Here is an 18,765-nt window from a genome sequence, read left to right as displayed (position 1 = left end):
CCCCTGGAACCGACCCGGTGCCGCGATCAGAGGGGGATCGTCAGCAGCGTCCTGCCGCCGTCGAGCCGCACCTCGAAACGGCTGATCTCCGAGCGGGTCAGGCCCGTCCCGCCCTGCATGACGAGCGGTTTCGGCTGCCCCGGCACGCCGTACCCCTTGGCGGGAACGCGCCACCCCGCGACGACGCTGCGCTTTCCGTCCCGGGACACGGCCTCCAGTTGGCAGCGCAGCGGGCCCTTGATGCCGCGCAGTTCCAAGCCGACCTGTGTGCCCCAGCCCTTGTCGACCAGACCGACCGTGCCGGACGCGCCCGTGCTCGCGTCCGACGCCTGGAACTTCTCGCCCGTGATCGCCTGCACCGGTGGCGTCTTCTGGACGGTGCCGTCGTCGTTCAGGATCGTGCCGACGCCGATGCCCGCCGCCAGCGCGACGGCCGCCGCGGAGGTTCCGACCGCGTAGGCGATGCGCCGGGACCGGCGGTCCGCGCGCCGCCTGCGGCGCACCATGTCGATCACCGGTGCCGGTGGCGGCTCCTCCTCCGCCTCGCCGAGGGAGGAGAGGATCCCGGCCGTTCCCGAAATGTCGCCCAGCTCGGCCTGGCATGCCGCGCATCCGTGCAGATGCGCCTCGAACGCCCGGCGGTCGTCGTCCTCCAGCAGGCCCAGCGCGTAGGCGCCGACATCGGTGTGCTCGACCCGGGAGCTCATGAGGTCACCCCTCTCTCCTCCAGGGCCACGCGCAACGCGCGCAGCGCGTAGTACACGCGGGACTTGACCGTCCCCACCGGGATGCCGAGGTGCTCGGCGGCCTGGTTCACCGTCCGGTCGCGCAGCACCGTCTCCGTCAACGCCTGCCGGTGCGCCGGGGACAGCGACCGGAGCGCCTCCGTCACGACGACCTTGCGCAGCAGGCCGTCCATCTCGTCCGCCATCGGCAGGTTCTCCAGGGGGGCGTCGCCGACCTCCGGCGGCCGGACCTCGCGCTGCCGCCGATTGTCGATCACGATACGCCGGGACACGGTCGCCAGCCACGGCATCAGCGAGGACGTGCGGTCGTCCAGCCGGTCCGCGCTGCGCCAGGCCCGGATCATCGTCTCCTGCACCACGTCCTCGGCCCACGACCGGTCACCGCCGGTCAGCCGCAGGACGAAACCGAAGAGGGGCCGGTGGTACTCGCGGTACAGCTCCGCCGCGATGTCGTCGGCCGGATCGTCGGAACTGTCCTCGTCGCGCGTGCCGGGGCGGCGGAGCAGGCTCCGCAGCCGACCGGTCGAACCGGGAACTGCCATGGCCGGGGCGTCTCCGTCCTCATGTACGGGCGGAAGGAAGGGGGGTCATCTGGCAGTACGAGACGGCCCCCGACCGTGGTTCAACGGATTTGAAGCCCCGTTAAGGCTGTCTTCGGGATGTCAGCGCTTGACGGCCTGCTTGACCTTGCCCGCCTGCGCCGCGACACGGTTCGGCTTCGTCCCGCCGCGCGCCTTGCGGACCTTGCCCGCCTTGGCTGCTTTAGCCACCTTGCCCACCTTGCCCGCTTTGGCTGCCTTGGCGGCCTTGCGTCCGCCCTCCGCGCGGGCGACGCGCACCTGCCGGGCCGCCTCCCGGCGCGCGTCCCGCAGCGCCACGGCCGCCTCGCGGCGCAACGCCTTCGTCTCGGCGCCGCTCTTGATCTGCGCCTCCCGCACCTGCCGCCGCACCTCCGCCATGCGCGGTGGACGGCGCGGCTCGGACGCCACCATCAGCAGCGCGCCGAACATCCCGGCGTTCTTCAGCAGATGGGAGCGCTCGCTGGCCCGGCGCTCGGGGTCGTCCTCCGTCCAGAACCGGTGCTCGGTCGCGAGGACGGGCACCAGCTGCGCCGCGAGCAGCAGCGTCGTGAGCCTGCGGAACCTGCCGGTCAGCAGCAGCACGCCCGTGCCGAGGCTGAGCGCGCCCTGCATCCGGACGAGCGTCTCCGGGTCCTTCGGCAGCCAGTCGATCCGGTCCGCGACCGGCTTGACCGCCGGACCGACCCGGTCGGCGCGTTCGCGCGGATCGCGGAGCGAGTCCAGGCCGTTCATGATGTAGGGGGCCGCCACGAACGGGCGAGCCAGAGTCGTGAAGGGTCGCATGACCCGCTACATGCCCAGCGCACCGAGCCTCAAGCGCGGCAGGATGGGACCCATGTGCGGACGCTATGCCACCACCCGCGCGCGTCAGGAGCTGCTGGACGAGTTCCAGGTTCAGCTCGACGCCGTCGAGGGCGACCTCCAGCCCGACTACAACGTCGCGCCGACCAAGCAGGTCCCGGTCGTGCTCGACCGGCGCCCGAAGGACGCCCCCGAGGAGGAGCCCGCCGTCCGGCAGCTCAGGACGGTTCGCTGGGGCCTCGTCCCGTCCTGGGCCAAGGACCTGTCCATCGGCTCCCGCATGATCAACGCGCGGGTCGAGACGGCGCACGAGAAGCCGTCCTACCGCCGCGCCTTCGCCCGGCGCCGCTGCCTGCTGCCCGCCGACGGCTACTTCGAGTGGTACACGCTCCAGCAGGAGGGTGCGAAGAAGAAGCCCCAGAAGCAACCGTTCTTCATCCGTCCGAACGACAGCGCGATCATGGCGATGGCGGGCCTCTACGAGCTCTGGAAGTCGCCCGAGGACGAATGGGTCTGGACGTGCACGGTCATCACGACCGACGCGCCCGACGACCTCGGCCGCATCCACGACCGCATGCCCATGGTCGTCGAGCCGTCCCGCTGGGACGCCTGGCTCGACCCCGACCTGACCGACACCGAACAGGTCCGCGGCCTTCTCGTCCCCGCCATGGCCGGAACGATGGACGCCTTCCCGGTGTCGAAAGCCGTCAACAACGTCAGAAACAACGGTCCCGAACTCATAGATCCGGCGACTTCTGGGGATAGTTCTGGCAACCATTCAGACGGCTTGTTCTGACCCGGAACCCCCACCGGGAGGAGTTCGCACATCGTGGACACCGCCGCAGCCCGCTCCCGCCTTGAATCCATGCTCCACGATCTGGACCGCTCTATCGCCATTCTCCGGGGCGAAAGCGCCGAGCGCGAGAATTCCGCCGCGGACGCCGGGGCCGGCCTCACCGACCACGATCGGATGGAGGCCGCCCTGGAGTCCCTGGCCCGCCATCGCCGCGGCGTCGCCGCCGCCCTGGACCGGATCGGCGCGGGCACCTACGGCCGATGCCTGGGCTGCGGCCGCCCCGTCCCCGAGGGCCGCCTGGAGGTCCGCCCCGAAGCGTCCCGCTGCATCCCCTGCCAATCCAAACACGACCGCGCCCGCTGACCAGCCCGCCTCATCGCCGCCGGGCACTGGCGAGCAGGTGAATTCCTAGGGATTCGTCGGGGGGTGGGGTGTTGAGTTCGGTGCGGACGAGGCGGGGGAGAGCGCGGGGGGATTCGGTGAGGACGTGTTCGACGGTCGAGGGGGACAGGACGGTGCGGGGCCTGATCCATTCGACTTCGAGGCCCGCGTCGGCGAGGAGTTCGCGGAGCTGGTGGGCGGAGAACGAGCGGGTGATCGTGCCGTCGGGCCAGGGGACGAGGACGACCTCGGCGCTAGGGACGTCCGACAGGTGCGCCCAGTAGTTGCGTTCGGCGAGCAGCGCCATGCCGAGGGTGAGGGAGTCGACGCAGAGCAGGACGCGGCCGCCCGGGCGCAGTACGCGGGCGATCTCGGCGATCGTGGTCTCGGTGGCGAGGTGCCGGGACAGGACGCGGTTCTCGGCGACGACGGCGTCCATGGAGCCGTCGGCGAGGAAGGTCAGGGTGCCGGTGTCGCCGATCAGGGGGATGGCGGTGCCCTTCGCGGTGCGGGCGTGTCCCTTGTGCGGGGACGACCCCCCACGCCCCCCGGCACGGGCGTGTCCCTTGTGGGGGGATGACCCCCCACGCCCCCCGGCACGGGCGGGTTCGTCCGCGCGGGCCGGGTCGCGTACCTCCAGGACGGTGTGCCCCGCCTCGGCGGCCTGGGCCGCGCTGCGTCCGCCCGAGATGTCGAGGATGCGGGACGGTCTGCGCGGCAGCCATCGGGTCAGCTGGGCGGCCGAAACCGTCCAGTAGAACGTCCAGTAGCGCGCCAGGGAGTCCCCGGAGATGTCACGCAGACTGGCGATGGTGGGCTCGGGTGGCCGCGGCGGTAGTACCGGATGCACCGCTTTGCTCCTGTTCTCGCCGTATATGTCACGTCTTTCCCCGATCCGGGGTGGTCATCACCCTCCGTGTCAGTCGGAGGGGACACGTGTTCGTTTCGTCACTCCTTGACGGGGAATCGGCGGGGACGTCGCGGTGTTGCACAGTCTCACAGGTAAGTACAGCGGAGGTGCACACCGATGACCACAGCCGTTGCCGATCAGCGGCCGACAGCGCGCGGTGACGCGCGGGTGCCCGCCCGCGTGGGCGGTCCGCGCGGACCGATATCGTCTGTGGGACACGACGCCGCCGGCCGGCTCCCGGCCAAGGGCGCCACAGCCGAGGAGGTGGGTCAGGTACAGGGCACCACGGAGACCGTGGAGCAGCGCCAGGAACGCTTCCAGCGCGACGTGCTCCCGTTCTTGGACCAGCTGTATTCGGCCGCGCTGCGGATGACGCGTAACCCCGCGGACGCCGAAGATCTCGTTCAGGAGACCTTCGCCAAGGCGTTCGCGTCCTTCCACCAGTTCAAGGAAGGCACCAATCTCAAGGCGTGGCTCTACCGGATCCTGACCAACACGTTCATCAACTCCTACCGCAAGAAGCAGCGCCAGCCCCAGCAGGCCGCCACCGAGGACATCGAGGACTGGCAGATCGCTCGCGCCGAGTCGCACACCTCCAGCGGGCTGAAGTCCGCCGAGGCCGAGGCGCTGGAGCACCTGCCCGACTCCGACGTGAAGCGGGCTCTCCAGGAGCTGCCCGAGGAGTTCCGCATCGCCGTCTACCTCGCCGACGTCGAGGGTTTCGCGTACAAGGAGATCGCCGAGATCATGGGCACGCCCATCGGCACCGTGATGTCGCGGTTGCACCGCGGAAGGCGGCAACTGCGCGTCATGCTGGAGGACTACGCTGCGGATCGTGGTCTCACGCGCACGGGTGGCGCGAAATGATGCTGGACACCGCGGCCTGCCGCGGCGCGGTGAGCGAGAAGGGTGAGTGAGCCATGGGCTGTGGCAATCACCATGAGACCCCCTGTGACGAGGTACTGGCGCGGGTCTACACCTACCTTGACGGCGAGCTCGACCAGGGCGGCTGCGGCGAGGTGCGCGAGCACCTGGACGAGTGCGGGCCGTGCCTGCGCGAGTACGGGCTCGAGGAGGCCGTCAAGAAGCTGGTGAACAAGTCCTGCGCCTGCGAGTCCGCGCCGACCGATCTGCGCGCCAAGGTGCTCGGCCGGATCGAGGAGATCTGCGGCGAGATCAAGGCGTCCGGCGGGGCCGGGAAGCCCGGCGGGGCCTGACCTTCGCCGGTATCCTTGGCGGGTGCTCGCACTCGTCACCGGCGCGGCCGGGTTCATCGGATCCCATCTCGTCGATCGCCTGGTCGCGGACGGCCACGAGGTCATCGGCGTCGACGATCTGTCGACCGGTCACAACGTGCGCCCCGGCGTCGAGCTGTGGGAGATGGACGTCGCCGACCCCGGTCTCGTCGAGAAGGCGGCGGTGCGGCGGCCGGAAGTGGTCTGCCATCTCGCGGCTCAGGTGAGCGTGCGCGCCAGCGTCGCCGACCCGCTGCGCGATGCCCGGACGAACGTGGTCGGCACCGCGAACGTGCTGGAGGCGGCGCGGGCGGCGGGCGGACGCAAGGTCGTGTTCACGTCGAGCTGCGCGGTGTACGGGGTGCCGGACGCGTTGCCCGTCCCGCCGGACGCCGAGCTGCGGCCCGCGTCGCCGTACGCGGCGTCCAAGGTGTCCGGCGAGGTGTACGTGGGGATGTACGGCGCCCTGCACGGCATCGACCACACGACGCTGACGCTGGCGAACGTGTACGGGCCGAGGCAGACGCCCGAGGGCGAGGCGGGCGTCGTCTCGATCTTCACCGACGCGCTGCTGTCCGGCCGTGAGACCAGGATCTTCGGCGACGGCACGCAGACCCGCGACTACGTGTACGTGCTCGACGTGGTCGACGCCTTCGCCCGCGCGGCGGAGGGCGGGGGCGGCGGGGTGCGCCTCAACGTCGGGACCGGCCTCCAGACCACCGACCGCGACCTGCACACCCTGGTCGCGCAGGCGGCGGACGCGCCGGACGACCCGGAGTTCGCGCCGCCCCGGCTGGGCGACCTGCCCGCCATGGCGATCGACCCCGCCCGCACCCGGGACGCGCTCGGCTGGGAGCCGCGGGTGGCGCTGCGGGACGGCCTCGCCGAGACGGTCGCGTGGGCCCGCGAGCGGAACGCCCGGCCTGGCCGCTGAATGCACGTCCTGCCGGTTGTCGCCCTTATGTACGATTCCCCGTAGTGGTCATTCAGTTGCTATTGCATTTGCACGTGATTTCCGTCGACCGGGGATTTGATGCTCATGCGGAACCGGTATTCCGCGGGGACAAATGATCACTAAAAGTGACGATCGGTTCACGCTTTGTTCACGTTTCCCTTCATGCCTGTGTGACCTCGGCGGTCCGCGTTAGGCTGGTGCCGGAATCAGCGACGAGAGCACGTGCATCCCCGTGAATTCGGGGTATGTGCTCGGCCGGTAGCCTGGACCGTCCCGGTCCCGGTGACCGGCCGCGAGGCCGGACGGCCCCGGTTCGCGGGGGGAGGCAGGGAGCAATGCTCAAGCGCGTGACGTCGGCGGGACACGCCCGGCGCCAGAGCGCCTCGGCGTCGTCGCTGATGATGCTCGAGGGCGTTTCCTGGGTGTAGGTGCCGGCAGGCACGCGGCAGCCCGGTGACGGCCCGCCAATCGTCACCGAACGCCTTTCGTCCCCGGCGGGCCCCGCGCGGTGAGCGCCGACGCGGCCCCACCAGGCGAGAGGCGTTCACTCCCCGAGGGGGCGGCAATGCGAGGACTACCTCTCGCTGCCTGGGCGTACGTCTGTGGTGTGGTCGCTCTCGCGGGCGTCCTCATGGCGACGTCGTCCTTCACGGACATCGACTGGGCCAAACTCGCCGTGCTGGCCCTGCTGTTCCTGGTCTGCGACTCCGCGCCCGCCCGGCTGAACGTCGCGCGGGCCCGGGTGTCGATGAGCTTCGCCGCGAGCCTCGCCACCGTCGTGCTGCTCGGCCCCGCGGGCGCCGCGCTGCTCGGCGTCTGCGCCGTGATCACCGGTCAGCGGTTCTTCGCGCCGGTCAAGCGCGTCTTCAACGGCGCGCAGCTCGCGCTCAGCGGCTTCGTCGCCGGGACGGTGTTCGACCTGCTCGGCGGCGACCGGTTCCACGCCGGGCAGGCCCGCTGGGTCGAGAACGTCATCGGCCCGTTCCTCGGCGCGCTCGTCACCTTCGTCGCGGTCAACCTGACGCTGATGGCCGGGGTCCTGCTGCTCAGCAGGCAGGCCAAGCCGCGCGAGCTGCTGCACGAGTACGGGCAGCTCGCCGTCGGGTGCCTCGGGTACGGCATGGTCGGGCTGCTGATCGCCGGGCTGTGGCCGCGCGTCGGGCCGTTCGCCGCCGTCCTCGTCCTGCTGCCGCTCCTCATCGCCCGCTGGGCGATGGACCAGGCGTACGTGCAGCAGCAGGCGCACGCCGCCACCCTCGCCGCGCTGTGCCAGGCCGTCGAGACCAAGGACTACTACACCCGCGGCCACTCCGAGCGGGTCTCGCGCGGCTCGGTGATGATCGCGCAGGAGATCGGGATGCGCGCCGACCGGGTCGAGGCCATCCGCTACGCCGGGATGCTGCACGACGTCGGCAAGCTCGGCGTGCCCACGAAGGTGTTGCAGAAGAACGGTCCGATGACCGAGGAGGAGTTCGCCGCGATCCAGCTGCACCCGATGCGGGGGCTGGAGATCGTCCGCGAGATCGGGTTCCTGGACGAGGCGCTCGCCGGGATCATGCACCACCACGAGAAGATGAACGGCCGCGGCTACCCGATGGGCCTCGCCGGGGACGAGATCCCCGAGTTCGCCCGCGTCATCGCCGTCGCCGACGCCTTCGACTCGATGACGTCCACCCGCTCCTACCGGCCCGCCCGCAGCGTCGAGGACGCCGTCACGGAGCTGCGCCGCTGCATGGGCGACCACTTCGACCCGGCGATGGTCGAGGCGTTCCTGCGGGCCCTCGACCGCGACGGCTGGGAGCCGCCGCGAACCGTGGTGCTGCCGGACGACGACGTCGTCGAGACCACCAGCCAGGACCACGACGACCCGAGCACCCCCCTGCGCGTCGCGGGCGGCTCCGCCGACGACGCGGTACGCCCAGGCGACGGGGTGCGGCGGTGACGGAGCGCTTTCAGGTGGGGGGACGACCCCCCACGGCCCCCGGAAGGGCTCGTTGATGAGCAGTGAGAGTCACGCCCGAGGGCGGAACGCCTGGCAGAACGTCGACGCGGGTCAGCTGCTGCTGATCGGCACCGCCGGGCTGTTCGTCGTCGTCGCCATCGCGCAGGTCGCCGCCGCCGGGCTCCGCCAGCCGAACGTCGCCATCATCTTCGGGGTGCTGATCGCGCTCGGCGAGCTGTTCCGGATGGTCATGCCCGGCAACCGGGAGGTCGCGCCGATCGCCACCGCCGGGGCCCTGGGGTACGCGCTGCTGGTCGGCGTCGGCCCCGAGAACGCCCCGCCGGACGCGCGGCTCGGCGTCGTCGCCGCCGACCACTCCGCGTTGCAGGTCGTGGCCGTCACCGCGGTCGGCATGCTGGTCGGCTCGCTGCCGCACATCGCGGTCGGCCGGTCGGCGCGTCCGGAGGCGATGGCCCGGCGGCTGTTCACCGTCACGGCCGTCGCGCTGTGCTTCCGTCCGGTGCTGACGCTCGACCTGCCGTGGGAGCTGCTGCTCGCCGTGATGAGCCTGGTGGTGGTCGCCTCGTCCTGCGCCGACATGCTGATCGCCGCGGTGATCCGGGCGGAGACCGTGCACGCCAGGTTCGGCATCGCGCTGCGCGACGAGGTCGAGGCGAAGCTGGCGCTGTGCGCGGCGACCAGCGCGACCGCGCTGCTGATCGCGGTCGCGACGACCGCGATGGGCGAGGCCGCGCTGCTGATCTTCACGGTGCCGATCCTGGTGACGCAGTTCGCGTTCCGCCGCTACGCCGGGACGCGCGCCACCTATCTCCAGACCGTCCGGGCGCTGTCGCGGGTGACCGAGGTCGGCGGCTACGTCGAGACGGGCCATTCGCGGCGCGTGTCGCAGCTCGCCGTCGCGATGGGCCGCGAACTCGGGATGATCGAGGAGGAGCTGCTCGAACTGGAGTACGCGGCGTTGATGCACGACATCGGGCAGCTGTCCCTCGGCGACCCGATCCCCGGGGGCGCGACCGTGCTGGCGTCCCCGGCGGAGCAGCGCCGCATCGCCGAGCTGGGCGCCGAGGTGATCAAGCAGACCGGGGTGCTGGACCGGGTCGCGCACATCGTCCAGCTCTCGTCCCACCCGTACCGGACGGGCCTCGACCCCGCCAACGGAGACCAGGCGGGGGGCGGCGAGGGCAGGCCGATCCCGCCGCCGCTCGCGGGCCGCATCATCAAGGTCGCGAACGCCTACGACGACCTGGTCGGCGACTCCTCCGACCGCGACCGGGGCGCCGCCGTGCTGGAACGGCTCAGGCTGGACTCCGCCGCCGAGTACGACCCGACCGTCGTGGAGGCGCTCAGCCGCGTCGTGGACCGCCTGCCCCGCCAGTAACGTCCGGTGGCAACCGCCAGGGTGATGGCGACGGAGGTCGTCCAGAGGAGCAGCGCGCCGAGTCGCTGGTCGTCCAGGGGTGACGCGCCCCAGTGGCGGCCGAGGTCTTCGTACCAGCCGCCGTGGACGGTCCCGTCCCGCATCAACGCGACCCCGGCCGCTATGTGCAGCGGGAGGACGACCAAGGGCAGGAGCGTCCGGGCCGTCCCGTGGAAGTAAGCCAGGCCGATGACGACGAAACAGGCCATGGCGAGCGGATGTAGTGCGTGGTCTGAGAGGGATGCCCCGAACAGGGGCGACACGTAGAACCCGTACAGGCTCAGGAGGAGCAGGGCCGATGCGACGAACGGGTTGGTCAACGTCTGGATGCTTCTGCTGGTCGCAGCTGCGGTGAGGAGGGCGGGGCCCTCGCCGCGTGCCGACCGCAGTGCCAGCTGGAGTGGTGACCCGTACAGGAGCAAGGGCGGCGCAACCAGCCCGACGAGGACGTGTTGGACGGCGTGCGCGCTGAACAGGACCATGCTGTAGCGGGCGAGCCCGCCGCAGGTGGCGAATAGCAGGACGAGCAGCCCGGCCGCCCACGCGGCGTTCCGACGTCGGGGCCAGTCCCGTACCCGCACGACGCCGATCCCATACAGGGCCGCGCCCGTCACGATCAGTGCGAGGAACAGCGGGTCGAGCCGCCGGTCGAGCAGGTAGGGGACGAGGCCGGACGGGCCCGGCAGCGGGAAGCCGAGCCGCAACGCGACGACGTCGAGGGTCCCCGGCGGGTTCTCGGGCGGTGGGGTGCGGGCGAGGCCGGTCGCGAGGGCCGTCGTCGCCGCCATGATGACGATCTCGACCGCGCCCAGCCGGACGAAGGGGCGCGGGCCCGTCCCGTCCGCGAGGGCGGGGATGGTGGTGCGGCGGTGCCACCAGCCGAACCCGCCGAGGACGGCCAGCGCCACGATCTTCGCCACGACCAGCGTCCCGTACCGCGACCCGAGATGGACGCCGCCGAGTCGCACCCAGGCGTTCACCGCGCCGCTCACGCCGACGACCGCGAACGACGCCAGCGCCAGCCCGCTGTACCGCCGGACGACCCCCGGAAGCCTGCCCCGGATGTCGGGCGCGAGCGTGATGAGGGCGACGAGCCCGCCGATCCACAGCGCGACGCCCACGACGTGCGCGGCCAGGCTGTAGACGGCGAGCGCGTGGCTGGAGGCGTTCGCCGCGTGCCCGGTGAACAGCGGCGGCAGCAGCGCGGCGAGCGCGACCGCCAGCAGGTGTCCGGCGCCGTCGGCGGCGCGCGGCAGGCTCGCCGCGACCGCCAGCGCGACCGTGCCCGCGAGGACGAGCAGCAGCGCCCGGCCCTGCGGCAGTTCGAGGAGGAACGTGCGCATCATGTCGCCGGTCACGCCGGTGAACCCGGTGCCGAACAGGTCGAGGACGCTGAACACGATCAGCGCGAGCGTGCACAGCGCCCAGGCCAGCGCGGTCAGCGAGACGGCCCGCACACAGCGTCCGGCCGTGGCCGACGGGGAACGGACGAACACCGCCGCGACCAGCAGCCACCCAACGGTGAGCACCGACGCCGCGTGCGTTCCCAGCGTCGCGACCGACAGCCCGACCTTCGTCAGCGCGCCCGCCCGCGACAGTCCGGGCGCGGCCGTGGCGCTGAACGCCCCGCCGACCCGCACGACCAGCGCGAGGACGACCAGCGAGACCGTCCCGGCCCCGATCGCGAGCATGAGCCTGTCGGTCGCCGGAGCCTGCCGCACACGTGTCGCCACAGGTGGACGTACGCGCCCACCCGCCCGGACGGTTCAGCCCACAGGCGGGAAAACGACGGGCAGAGCGGTCAGCGCGCGATGGAAGGCGCCGGGGCGCCATTCCAGCTCGTCGGCGGGCACGGCCAGCTCCATGTCGGGGACGCGGTCCAGGAGCCGTTCGATGGCCACCGAGGCGATCAGCCGGGCGTGGTTCTTGGCCGGGCAGGTGTGCGGGCCGCCCGCGAACGCCAGGTGCGCGCGGTTGCCCGTCCGGTTCGCCGTCGAACGCGTTTCGTTATGGGGGGACGACCCCCCATACCCCCCGGAACGCTTCGGGTCGGTGTTCGCCGCCGTGTAGCTGATGATGACGGGCTGGTGGGCGGGCAGCCGGTAGCCGTGGAAGTTCAGGTCCCGGCGGGGGAACGTCGGCCCGTAGTTGGAGATCGGCGGGTCGGTCCACAGGATCTCGTCGAGCGCGTCCTCGATGGGCAGGCTGCCGCCGGACAGGTCGCCGAAGAACCGGTCGTCCGACAGCAGCAGCCGGATGCCGTTGGCGATGAGGGAGTTCTCCGGTTCGGTGCCGGAGGCGAGCAGCAGCCCGACCTGGTTCATCACCTCCTCCTCGTCCAGCCCGGCGGGGTGCCGCAGCATCCAGGACGTCACGTCCGTGCCCGGCTTCGCGCGTTTCAGCGCCACCAGGTCGCGGGCGGCCTCGGTGAGCATGGCGAGGGACTCGGCGGGGTCGTCGACGCCTTCGAGCATGCCGGTCATGCCCTTCTCCAGCCGTCCGGCGATGTCGCGGGGGCAGCCGAACAGCTCGGTGAACACGAGCAACGGCAGCGGGCGGGTGTACTGGTCGATGATGTCGGCCCGGCCGTCGCCCGCGAACTTGTCGATGAGGCCGTCGGCGGCGTCCTCGACGTACCGGCGCAGCGCGACGGGGTGGACGTGGTTCAGCCCGTCGACGATCGCCGACCGGAACCTGGCGTGCACGGCGCCGTTGGTGAACAGCGCGTTCGGCCGGGCCTGGAGCATCGGCAGCACCGGACATTCGGGGCCCACCTCCTCCTCCCACACCTCGCTGCACCGGGGGAACCGGCCGGGGTCGCGCAGGATCTCCAGCGCCGCGTCGTACCCGAGGACCAGCGTCGCCGGGACGCCCGGTGCCAGCTCGACGGGCGCGAGGTCGCCGTGGGCGCGCAGCCGGTCGTAGACGAGGCCGGGCGTCTCGGTGAACTCCGGTCCGTACAGGGGCGTCGGGATCTGGGCCTGCTCTGCGGGGGCGGTCACGGTGTCTCCGAGTCGAGGGTCACGAGATGGTCGACGAGCGCGATCAGCGCCTCGGTGGACGAGCCGCGGTCGCGGGCGTCGCAGATGACGAGCGGGGTGCGGTCCGCGAGGTCCAGGGCCTCGCGGACCTCGTCCTCGGGGTAGGCGGGCGACCCGTCGAAGTGGTTGACGGCCACCGCGTACGTCAGGCCCTGCTTCTCGACGAGGTCCATGACGGCGAACGACTGCTCCAGCCGGGCCGTGTCGACCAGCACGAGCGCGCCGAGCGCGCCGCGCGCCAGATCCTCCCAGAGGCGGGCGAAACGCTCCTGTCCGGGCGTCCCGAACAGGTACAGGACGATCTCGTCGGTCAGCGTCAGGCGCCCGAAGTCCATCGCGACCGTTGTGGTCGTCTTGTCCGGGACGCCGGTCAGGTCGTCGACGGACGCGCCCGCCTGCGTCATCCGTTCCTCGGTGCGCAGCGGGCGGATCTCCGACAGCGTCCCGACGAAGGTGGTCTTGCCGACCGCGAAATGGCCCACGATGAGGATCTTGACGGCCGTCCTGACGGTGTCGGGCAGGTAGGACGCGTCAGAGACGAGCGCGGAGTCCATCGAGCACCTCCTGAAGGAGCCGAGCCTTCGACTGCTGGGCGGCGGAGGGCTGACCGGGCCGTTCCGGGGGGCGTGGGGGGTCGTCCCCCCACGAGGGACCGGCGCGGGTGCTGAGATGCCCGCTGTCGACGAGGTCGGAGAGCAGCACCTTGGTGAGGCCGACGGGCAGGGCGAGATGTCCGGCGATCTCCGCGACCGACAGCGCGCCGCCCGAGCACAGCTCCACGATCCGCACCTTCTCGGGGGTGAGCCCGGTCCGCGGCAGGTCGCCGGTGCCGATGACGAGGGTGACGACGTCGAACACGTTGCGGGAGGGATGGGCCCGCCCGCCGGTCACGACGTGCGGGCGGACCAGCGCTCGTTCGTTGCGCCGCGGCGGGGTCATGCGGGACGGTCCGGCCCCTTGCGGGGCGACGACGACCCCCCACGCTCCCCGGTATCGGCCGGTTCTTTGTGGGGGGACGACTCCCCGCGCCCCCCGGGATCGTCCGGGGCCGGCCGTGGCGGGCTGGTCATCTCCTTGCCCAGCCGTTGCACCAGCTCGTGCAGCCGGAACGACACCGTCTCCATGTCCACGTCCTGCGTCGCCGACACCGCGAGGTACGCGCCGGGGCCCGCGGCGACGAGGAACACGTACCCGTCGTCGAACTCGTTCACGGTCTGCCGCCAGGTCGTGCCGGGGTCGCCGCAGAACTCGGCGGTGGCGCGGGCGAGCGACTGGAGCCCCGCCATGCCCGCCGCCTGGCGTTCGGCGTCGTCCCTGCCGATCCGCTCCGAGTGCGCCATGAGCAGGCCGTCGGCCGACAGCAGGACCGCGTACCGCGTCTCCGGCATCCGCAGCGCGTCGTCCAGCATCCAGCCGAGCCGGTTCCTAGCGTCGTCCATCGCGCCGTTCAACCCCTTGTTCTGTGCGCGGTTCATGTGCGCGGGTCCCCGCCGTCTGTGGCGGGGGTGCCGTCGCTGGTCCGGTCGAGTTCGGGTGGCGGGTTGGTCGACGGTTCGGGCGGCGGGTCGGACGGCGCGGACGCGCGGCCCGACCGCGTCCCGCGCTGCCAGGCGCCGAGCCCCGCCGCGGTCTCCCGCGCGGGTCTGGACGGCGGTCGCTCCCCGTCGCGGGGCTCCCGTCCGGCGGCCGGGACCCGCCTGCGTTTGGGCAGCCCGCCCGCGGTGGCCGGGCCCTCAGCGGGGCCCTCCGGTTCGGGTTCCACCGGACGGGGCGCCGTCACGGATCGCGGCTTGTCGTCCGGGACGGTGGTGAGCATCGAGTTCGGCACGAACACCACGGCCCGCACCCCGCCGTAGGGCGAGCGGCTGTCGACCGTGACGCGGAACCCGTAGCGGGCCGCGAGGACGCCCGCGACCGCGAACCCGATCTGCGGCGGGTCGCCGAGCCGGTGCACGTCGACCGACACCTCACCGGACAGCAGGTCCGCCGCGCGTTGCAGTTCCTCGGCCTCCATCGCGACGCCCGCGTCGTCCACCATGATGGCGACGCCGTTGTGCGTGGGCCGGAAGTTGACCTCGACCGTGGTGTCGGGACGGGAGTGCCGCGCGGCGTTGTCGAGCAGCTCGGCCAGCGTCAGCACGATGGGTTCGACGGCGCGGCTCGTCACGGCGCTGCCCGCCGTCCCCTCCAGGTTGACGCGCAGGTAGTCGCGGATGCGGGACGTCGCGCCGCGCACCACGTCGCTCAGCGAGGACGCCGACCGCTGCTGCCCCGGCCACGACCCGCACAGCACCGCCGTGGCCTGGGCGCGCCGTCCGAGCTGGGCGTTCATGTGGTCGATGCGGAGGAGGCCCTCCAGCACGTCCGGGTCGTCGTGGCGTTCCTGCATGGTGGAGATGGCGAGCTGCTGCTCGTTCGCCAGGCTCTGCACGGCGCGCATCATCGCCCGCAGCGTCGACTTGGCGGCCTGGTCAGAGCGCTCGCGGACGCCCTCGGCCGACCCGGCGAACAGGTCCATGACGGCCAGCAGGGCCTTGTCGTAGGCGGGCGCCTCGCGGGCCAGGTCGCGCAGCGGTCCGGCGACGTCCATGCCCGGGGTCGTCAGCGACTCCAGCAGTTCGGGCAGCCGGACGTCCGCCAGATGGCGCAGCTCCGCGTCCCGCAGGTCGAGGCCGTACGTCAGCGCCGCGTTCCGTTTGCGTAGGACGTCCGTCTCCCGGCGCTCACGGACCAACAGGACCGCCGCGGCGACACCGGCGCCGAGCACGATGACGAACGCCGTCACCAGCAGGAAGAGTTCCACAGTCCCGGCACCGTAGGACGGAAATGCACGTGCACGCTTGTGCGTGCGCGCAAGGAACTTGCGTCCGGACGCATCGCATGATCACCCGGCGTCCGAGCCGCGTCACCTTGCGCAGGATTCGTCTGAAACGAAGCTTTCTGGTCGGATACGCTCTCTGCGCTGGTCGGATCGGTGGAGGAGCCTGCGGTGGACGACTTCCTCGGCGGGCCGGTCCCGCGGAGGGGCACCGCCTACCGCCTGGTCCTCTACCGGTCGGACGGCGGCGACCACATCCGGACGACCGGCCCGCCGCACGGCGATTCCGGCACCGATCCCGGCGCGTATCCCGGCACTGGTCCCGGCCCGGACCGGGGGTCCGCCGCCGCGTACCGGTTCCTGCTGCCGCTGCACGGCGAGATGCTGATGCTCGGTGGGGACGCCGCCGAGGCGCGGCTGCGGCCGGGCACGGGCGGGCTCATCTCTCCGGCCGCGCCGGTCCGGGTCGTCCCGCGACGGCCCGCCAGGGCGCTGGTCCTGACGATCCCGGCGCACGAGGTGGACGGACGGCTGCCCCGCGTCACCCCACCGGCCCCGCCGCTCGCCGCCGACCTCGACCTGTCCAGCGGGCTCGGCCGCGTCGTCGCCGACATGGTCCGGGCCGTCGGCGAGGAGCGCGAGTCCCTCACCGAGCGGCAGTTCGAGGCGGCCTGCGACCGGATCACCGAACTGCTGTGCATCGTCGTCGCGGACGGCGCCGCGGGCGGTGAACGTCCACCCGCCCGCGACCATCTCGCCGAGGTCGAGACGGTCGTGCGCCGCCATGTCCGCGCGCACGCCACCGACCCCGGCCTCACCGGCACGGCGATGGCGCAGGACCTCGGCTGGTCGCTGCGCCAGATCCAGCTCGCGCTGCAACGCGCCGGGACCACGCCGCGCGAACTGATCCGCGAGGAACGGCTCCGGGTCGTCCGGGACAGGCTGCGCAACCCGTTCGACGTGAACGTCACCATCACCGACCTCGCGCACGCCACCGGCTTCTCGTCGGCGAGCGCGCTCAGTCACGCCTTCCGGCGGCGTTTCGGCGTCAGCCCCCGCGAACTGCGACAACGCGAGCGGCGGCGCATCGCGCGATAACCCTGTTCCCCTTGCCGGCGCTGTGTTTCCCCTGCGCCAGCGCCGTGTTTCCCCTGCAAAGGGATGCTCCCATCCGGTTGGCACGCATTTCCATATTGCGTGGATCAATCCGGGGTTAACATTCGACTGACTTCAGTGAACGGGGCGAAGACGGTACAGGAGCATGCTCGTGGACCTCGGACCCCACCATCTGAGAATGATCGAGGCGATCGCCGCGACCGGCAGCATCAGCAAGGCCGCGGCGCGGCTCGGCCTCACCCAACCCGCGGTCAGCACGATGTTGCGACGCGTGGAGACCCATCTGGGCGTGCAGTTGTTCGTCCGGTCCCCGGAGGGCGTCACGCCCACCCCGGTCGGCGCTGAGGTCGCCACCCGCGCACGCGCGGCCCTGGCCAGCATCGACGACCTCAACGCCGCCCTGGCGCACCGGATCCGCGATCCCTCGGCGATGCCGCTGCTTCGCGTCGGGGTGCAGGCCTGTCCGGCGCTGACCGGGTTCGGTGACCATCTCGGCGCGCTGTCACCGGCGTCGCGGCTGCACCTGCGCGTCGACCAGGGCGGCGGGCGCATCCCCGCGCTCCTCGCCTCAGGCGCGCTCGACGTCGGTCTGTTCCAGGAGCCGGTCGACCATGTACCCCGGCCCCGCGACGAGTTGGAGCGGCTCGTCGTCGTGGAACGCGAACCGATCCTGATCGGCATGTCGTCGTCCAGCCCGCTCGCCGCCCGGCTCACCGTCGACCTGCCCGACCTCGCGGACGAGGACTGGCTCGACGACCCGCTGGACGACGGGCCGTGGCCCGCCTACGTCCGCGGCGTGTGCGCCGGGGCGGGTTTCCAGCCGCGGGTGCGGTACTGGTCGAGCGACTGGCAGATCTCCTCCTCCCTGATCCGGTCGGGACGCGCGGTCGGCCTGTACCAGCCGACGGCGAGCGCCCGCGAGGGGATCGCGTTCCGCCGCATCTCCGGCGACCCGATCAGCCAGCGCATCGTCCTTGTCTGGCGACCGGAGGCCGAGCAGGCCGCGCGCCGGCTCTGCGACGTGTTCAGCGACAACTACCTGCGCCTCGTCCGGGCCCAGCCGGTCTTCAGCGACTGGTGGGACGACCATCCCGAGGCGCATCCCGCGCTCCCGGCGGCCCCGGCACCGGTCGGAGCGGCACCGGTCGCCACGGGCCGGGAGGCGGGTTCCGGGAAGGGGGGCGGTCCCCGGAACCCGCTCACGAGCGGCTAGTAGCTGCCGAACCGGCGGCGCCGCGCGACGGCGATGCCGGCGGCCGCGGCCACCGCGCCGCTCGCGCCGAGTGCCAGCAGCACCGGCGAGGTGCCACCGTCAGACGAACGGTCGCTGACGCCGGTGGTCGGCGTGACGCCACCGAGCTTGCCGGACTTCTGGTACGCCGAGCCGGCGAGCTTGTCGCCGTACCGGGTGTTGACCAGCTTCTGGTACGACCCGACCGTCATGCCCTTGCCGACGGACGTCTTGGCTGTGTCGTTCAGAGCGGTCACGCGGCCGTCCTTCAGCCGGTACCAGGCGTGGATCTGCGGCTCGGTGAACACCGTGCCGCCGTTCGCCCTGGCCGGGTAGGCGGCCTCGTCGGTGCCGGAGATCACGTTCATGATCGTCCAGCTCTTGTTGGACTTGGTCAGCCACAGCGTCGCCTGCTGCCCGGACGCCGACTTGGCGGCGACCGCCATGTAGACGAAGTTCGCGACGGGCGCGTTGCTCGTGCCCTTCACGAACGCCGGGTTGAGCGAGTAGACGCGCTGGACGTCGCCCTGGAGCGTCGGGGCCGTCGCCGCGGCGGCGGCCTTGGAGACGCCCTGGGTGGTCGACTGTCCCTTCTGGTGCTGGCCGAGGTGGACGAAGAACGTTCCGAGCCGCTGTTGCGCGGCCGGGGAGGCCGCGACCTTCGCCGCGGCGGCCTCGTCGGACGTGGGTCCGGCCGCCATCGCCGCGTTCCCGCCCATCAGGACGGTTCCGCCGATCAGGGCGGCAGCGGTGACCTTCGCAGAATTGCGCATG

19 protein-coding genes and 1 pseudogene are annotated in these 18,765 nt (G+C 72.0%); 9 read left to right on the top strand and 11 right to left on the bottom strand.

Features of this window, described 5'->3' with window-relative positions:
* Nucleotides 1-26: 26 nt before the first annotated feature.
* From ABD808_RS32710 to ABD808_RS32700, 3 genes are all read right to left on the bottom strand, one after another.
* Complete coding sequence (locus ABD808_RS32710; RefSeq protein ID WP_344905270.1) at nt 27-707, bottom strand: anti-sigma factor family protein; 681 nt, start codon at nt 705-707, stop codon at nt 27-29.
* Nucleotides 704-1,288, bottom strand: coding sequence for a sigma-70 family RNA polymerase sigma factor (locus tag ABD808_RS32705; RefSeq protein ID WP_344905266.1), 585 nt, complete (start codon nt 1,286-1,288; stop codon nt 704-706). Before ABD808_RS32705 ends, ABD808_RS32710 begins: the two co-directional genes overlap by 4 nt.
* A gap of 120 nt (nt 1,289-1,408) precedes the next feature.
* Complete coding sequence (locus ABD808_RS32700) at nt 1,409-2,110, bottom strand: DoxX family membrane protein (protein ID WP_344905263.1); 702 nt, start codon at nt 2,108-2,110, stop codon at nt 1,409-1,411.
* Here ABD808_RS32700 and ABD808_RS32695 point away from each other — a divergent pair.
* Both ABD808_RS32695 and ABD808_RS32690 read left to right on the top strand, forming a co-directional pair.
* Nucleotides 2,109-2,924 (top strand): SOS response-associated peptidase, encoded by an 816-nt coding sequence (locus tag ABD808_RS32695; RefSeq protein WP_344905260.1) that lies wholly within the window; start codon nt 2,109-2,111, stop codon nt 2,922-2,924. The genes ABD808_RS32700 and ABD808_RS32695 overlap by 2 nt on opposite strands.
* Before the next feature lie 33 nt (nt 2,925-2,957).
* On the top strand, nt 2,958-3,287 hold the full coding sequence (locus ABD808_RS32690) for a TraR/DksA family transcriptional regulator (RefSeq protein ID WP_344905256.1): 330 nt from the start codon (nt 2,958-2,960) through the stop codon (nt 3,285-3,287).
* Nucleotides 3,288-3,297: 10 nt separating this feature from the next.
* On the opposite strand, the gene ABD808_RS32685 is transcribed toward ABD808_RS32690, so the two are convergent.
* Nucleotides 3,298-4,155 (bottom strand): class I SAM-dependent methyltransferase, encoded by an 858-nt coding sequence (locus ABD808_RS32685; protein WP_344905253.1) that lies wholly within the window; start codon nt 4,153-4,155, stop codon nt 3,298-3,300.
* A 270-nt stretch (nt 4,156-4,425) separates the two neighbouring features.
* On the opposite strand from ABD808_RS32685, the gene ABD808_RS32680 reads away from it, so the two are divergent.
* From ABD808_RS32680 to ABD808_RS32660, 5 genes are all read left to right on the top strand, one after another.
* Nucleotides 4,426-5,082 carry a sigma-70 family RNA polymerase sigma factor gene (locus ABD808_RS32680; RefSeq protein ID WP_425549002.1) on the top strand — a complete coding sequence of 219 codons (657 nt, stop codon included), beginning with the start codon at nt 4,426-4,428 and terminating at the stop codon, nt 5,080-5,082.
* 53 nt (nt 5,083-5,135) lie between these two features.
* Complete coding sequence (gene rsrA, locus ABD808_RS32675; RefSeq protein ID WP_344905246.1) at nt 5,136-5,432, top strand: mycothiol system anti-sigma-R factor; 297 nt, start codon at nt 5,136-5,138, stop codon at nt 5,430-5,432.
* Between the two features lie 22 nt (nt 5,433-5,454).
* The gene (locus ABD808_RS32670; protein ID WP_344905243.1) at nt 5,455-6,384 is read left to right on the top strand and encodes an NAD-dependent epimerase/dehydratase family protein; all 930 of its coding nucleotides are present in this window, start codon (nt 5,455-5,457) and stop codon (nt 6,382-6,384) included.
* 586 nt (nt 6,385-6,970) lie between these two features.
* Nucleotides 6,971-8,347 (top strand): HD-GYP domain-containing protein, encoded by a 1,377-nt coding sequence (locus ABD808_RS32665; protein ID WP_344905239.1) that lies wholly within the window; start codon nt 6,971-6,973, stop codon nt 8,345-8,347.
* 55 nt (nt 8,348-8,402) lie between these two features.
* A complete protein-coding gene (locus tag ABD808_RS32660) occupies nt 8,403-9,746 on the top strand; it encodes an HD-GYP domain-containing protein (protein WP_344905236.1) in 1,344 nt (447 codons plus the stop codon).
* A 14-nt stretch (nt 9,747-9,760) separates the two neighbouring features.
* Here the strand turns inward: ABD808_RS32660 and ABD808_RS32655 are convergent.
* The 6 genes and pseudogenes from ABD808_RS32655 to ABD808_RS32630 form a co-directional block, all read right to left on the bottom strand.
* Nucleotides 9,761-11,128 (bottom strand): annotated as a pseudogene (locus ABD808_RS32655) (bifunctional copper resistance protein CopD/cytochrome c oxidase assembly protein); the annotation flags it as partial.
* A 423-nt stretch (nt 11,129-11,551) separates the two neighbouring features.
* Nucleotides 11,552-12,787 (bottom strand): cytochrome P450, encoded by a 1,236-nt coding sequence (locus ABD808_RS32650; RefSeq protein ID WP_344905233.1) that lies wholly within the window; start codon nt 12,785-12,787, stop codon nt 11,552-11,554.
* Nucleotides 12,784-13,380, bottom strand: coding sequence for a GTP-binding protein (locus ABD808_RS32645; RefSeq protein WP_344905230.1), 597 nt, complete (start codon nt 13,378-13,380; stop codon nt 12,784-12,786). Before ABD808_RS32645 ends, ABD808_RS32650 begins: the two co-directional genes overlap by 4 nt.
* A complete protein-coding gene (locus tag ABD808_RS32640) occupies nt 13,358-13,765 on the bottom strand; it encodes a DUF742 domain-containing protein (RefSeq protein WP_344905227.1) in 408 nt (135 codons plus the stop codon). The genes ABD808_RS32645 and ABD808_RS32640 overlap by 23 nt, the downstream gene beginning before the upstream one ends.
* A complete protein-coding gene (locus ABD808_RS32635; RefSeq protein ID WP_344905224.1) occupies nt 13,762-14,301 on the bottom strand; it encodes a roadblock/LC7 domain-containing protein in 540 nt (179 codons plus the stop codon). The genes ABD808_RS32640 and ABD808_RS32635 overlap by 4 nt, the downstream gene beginning before the upstream one ends.
* The gene (locus ABD808_RS32630; RefSeq protein WP_344905221.1) at nt 14,298-15,629 is read right to left on the bottom strand and encodes an ATP-binding protein; all 1,332 of its coding nucleotides are present in this window, start codon (nt 15,627-15,629) and stop codon (nt 14,298-14,300) included. Before ABD808_RS32630 ends, ABD808_RS32635 begins: the two co-directional genes overlap by 4 nt.
* Nucleotides 15,630-15,815: 186 nt before the next feature.
* Here ABD808_RS32630 and ABD808_RS32625 point away from each other — a divergent pair, with 186 nt between their 5' ends.
* The gene (locus ABD808_RS32625) at nt 15,816-16,742 is read left to right on the top strand and encodes a helix-turn-helix domain-containing protein (protein ID WP_344905218.1); all 927 of its coding nucleotides are present in this window, start codon (nt 15,816-15,818) and stop codon (nt 16,740-16,742) included.
* A gap of 196 nt (nt 16,743-16,938) precedes the next feature.
* Nucleotides 16,939-17,973 (top strand): LysR family transcriptional regulator, encoded by a 1,035-nt coding sequence (locus ABD808_RS32620; protein ID WP_344905215.1) that lies wholly within the window; start codon nt 16,939-16,941, stop codon nt 17,971-17,973.
* Here ABD808_RS32620 and ABD808_RS32615 read toward each other — a convergent pair.
* A complete protein-coding gene (locus tag ABD808_RS32615) occupies nt 17,970-18,764 on the bottom strand; it encodes a hypothetical protein (protein WP_344905212.1) in 795 nt (264 codons plus the stop codon). The two genes, ABD808_RS32620 and ABD808_RS32615, sit on opposite strands and share 4 nt — an antisense overlap.
* Nucleotide 18,765 lies beyond the last annotated feature (1 nt).

It is taken from the genome of Actinomadura meridiana (assembly GCF_039537545.1).
In the GTDB taxonomy this organism is placed as follows: domain Bacteria; phylum Actinomycetota; class Actinomycetes; order Streptosporangiales; family Streptosporangiaceae; genus Spirillospora; species Spirillospora meridiana.
Note: the sequence above shows the minus strand (reverse complement) of the source record. Positions and strands in the feature narration are given on the sequence as shown.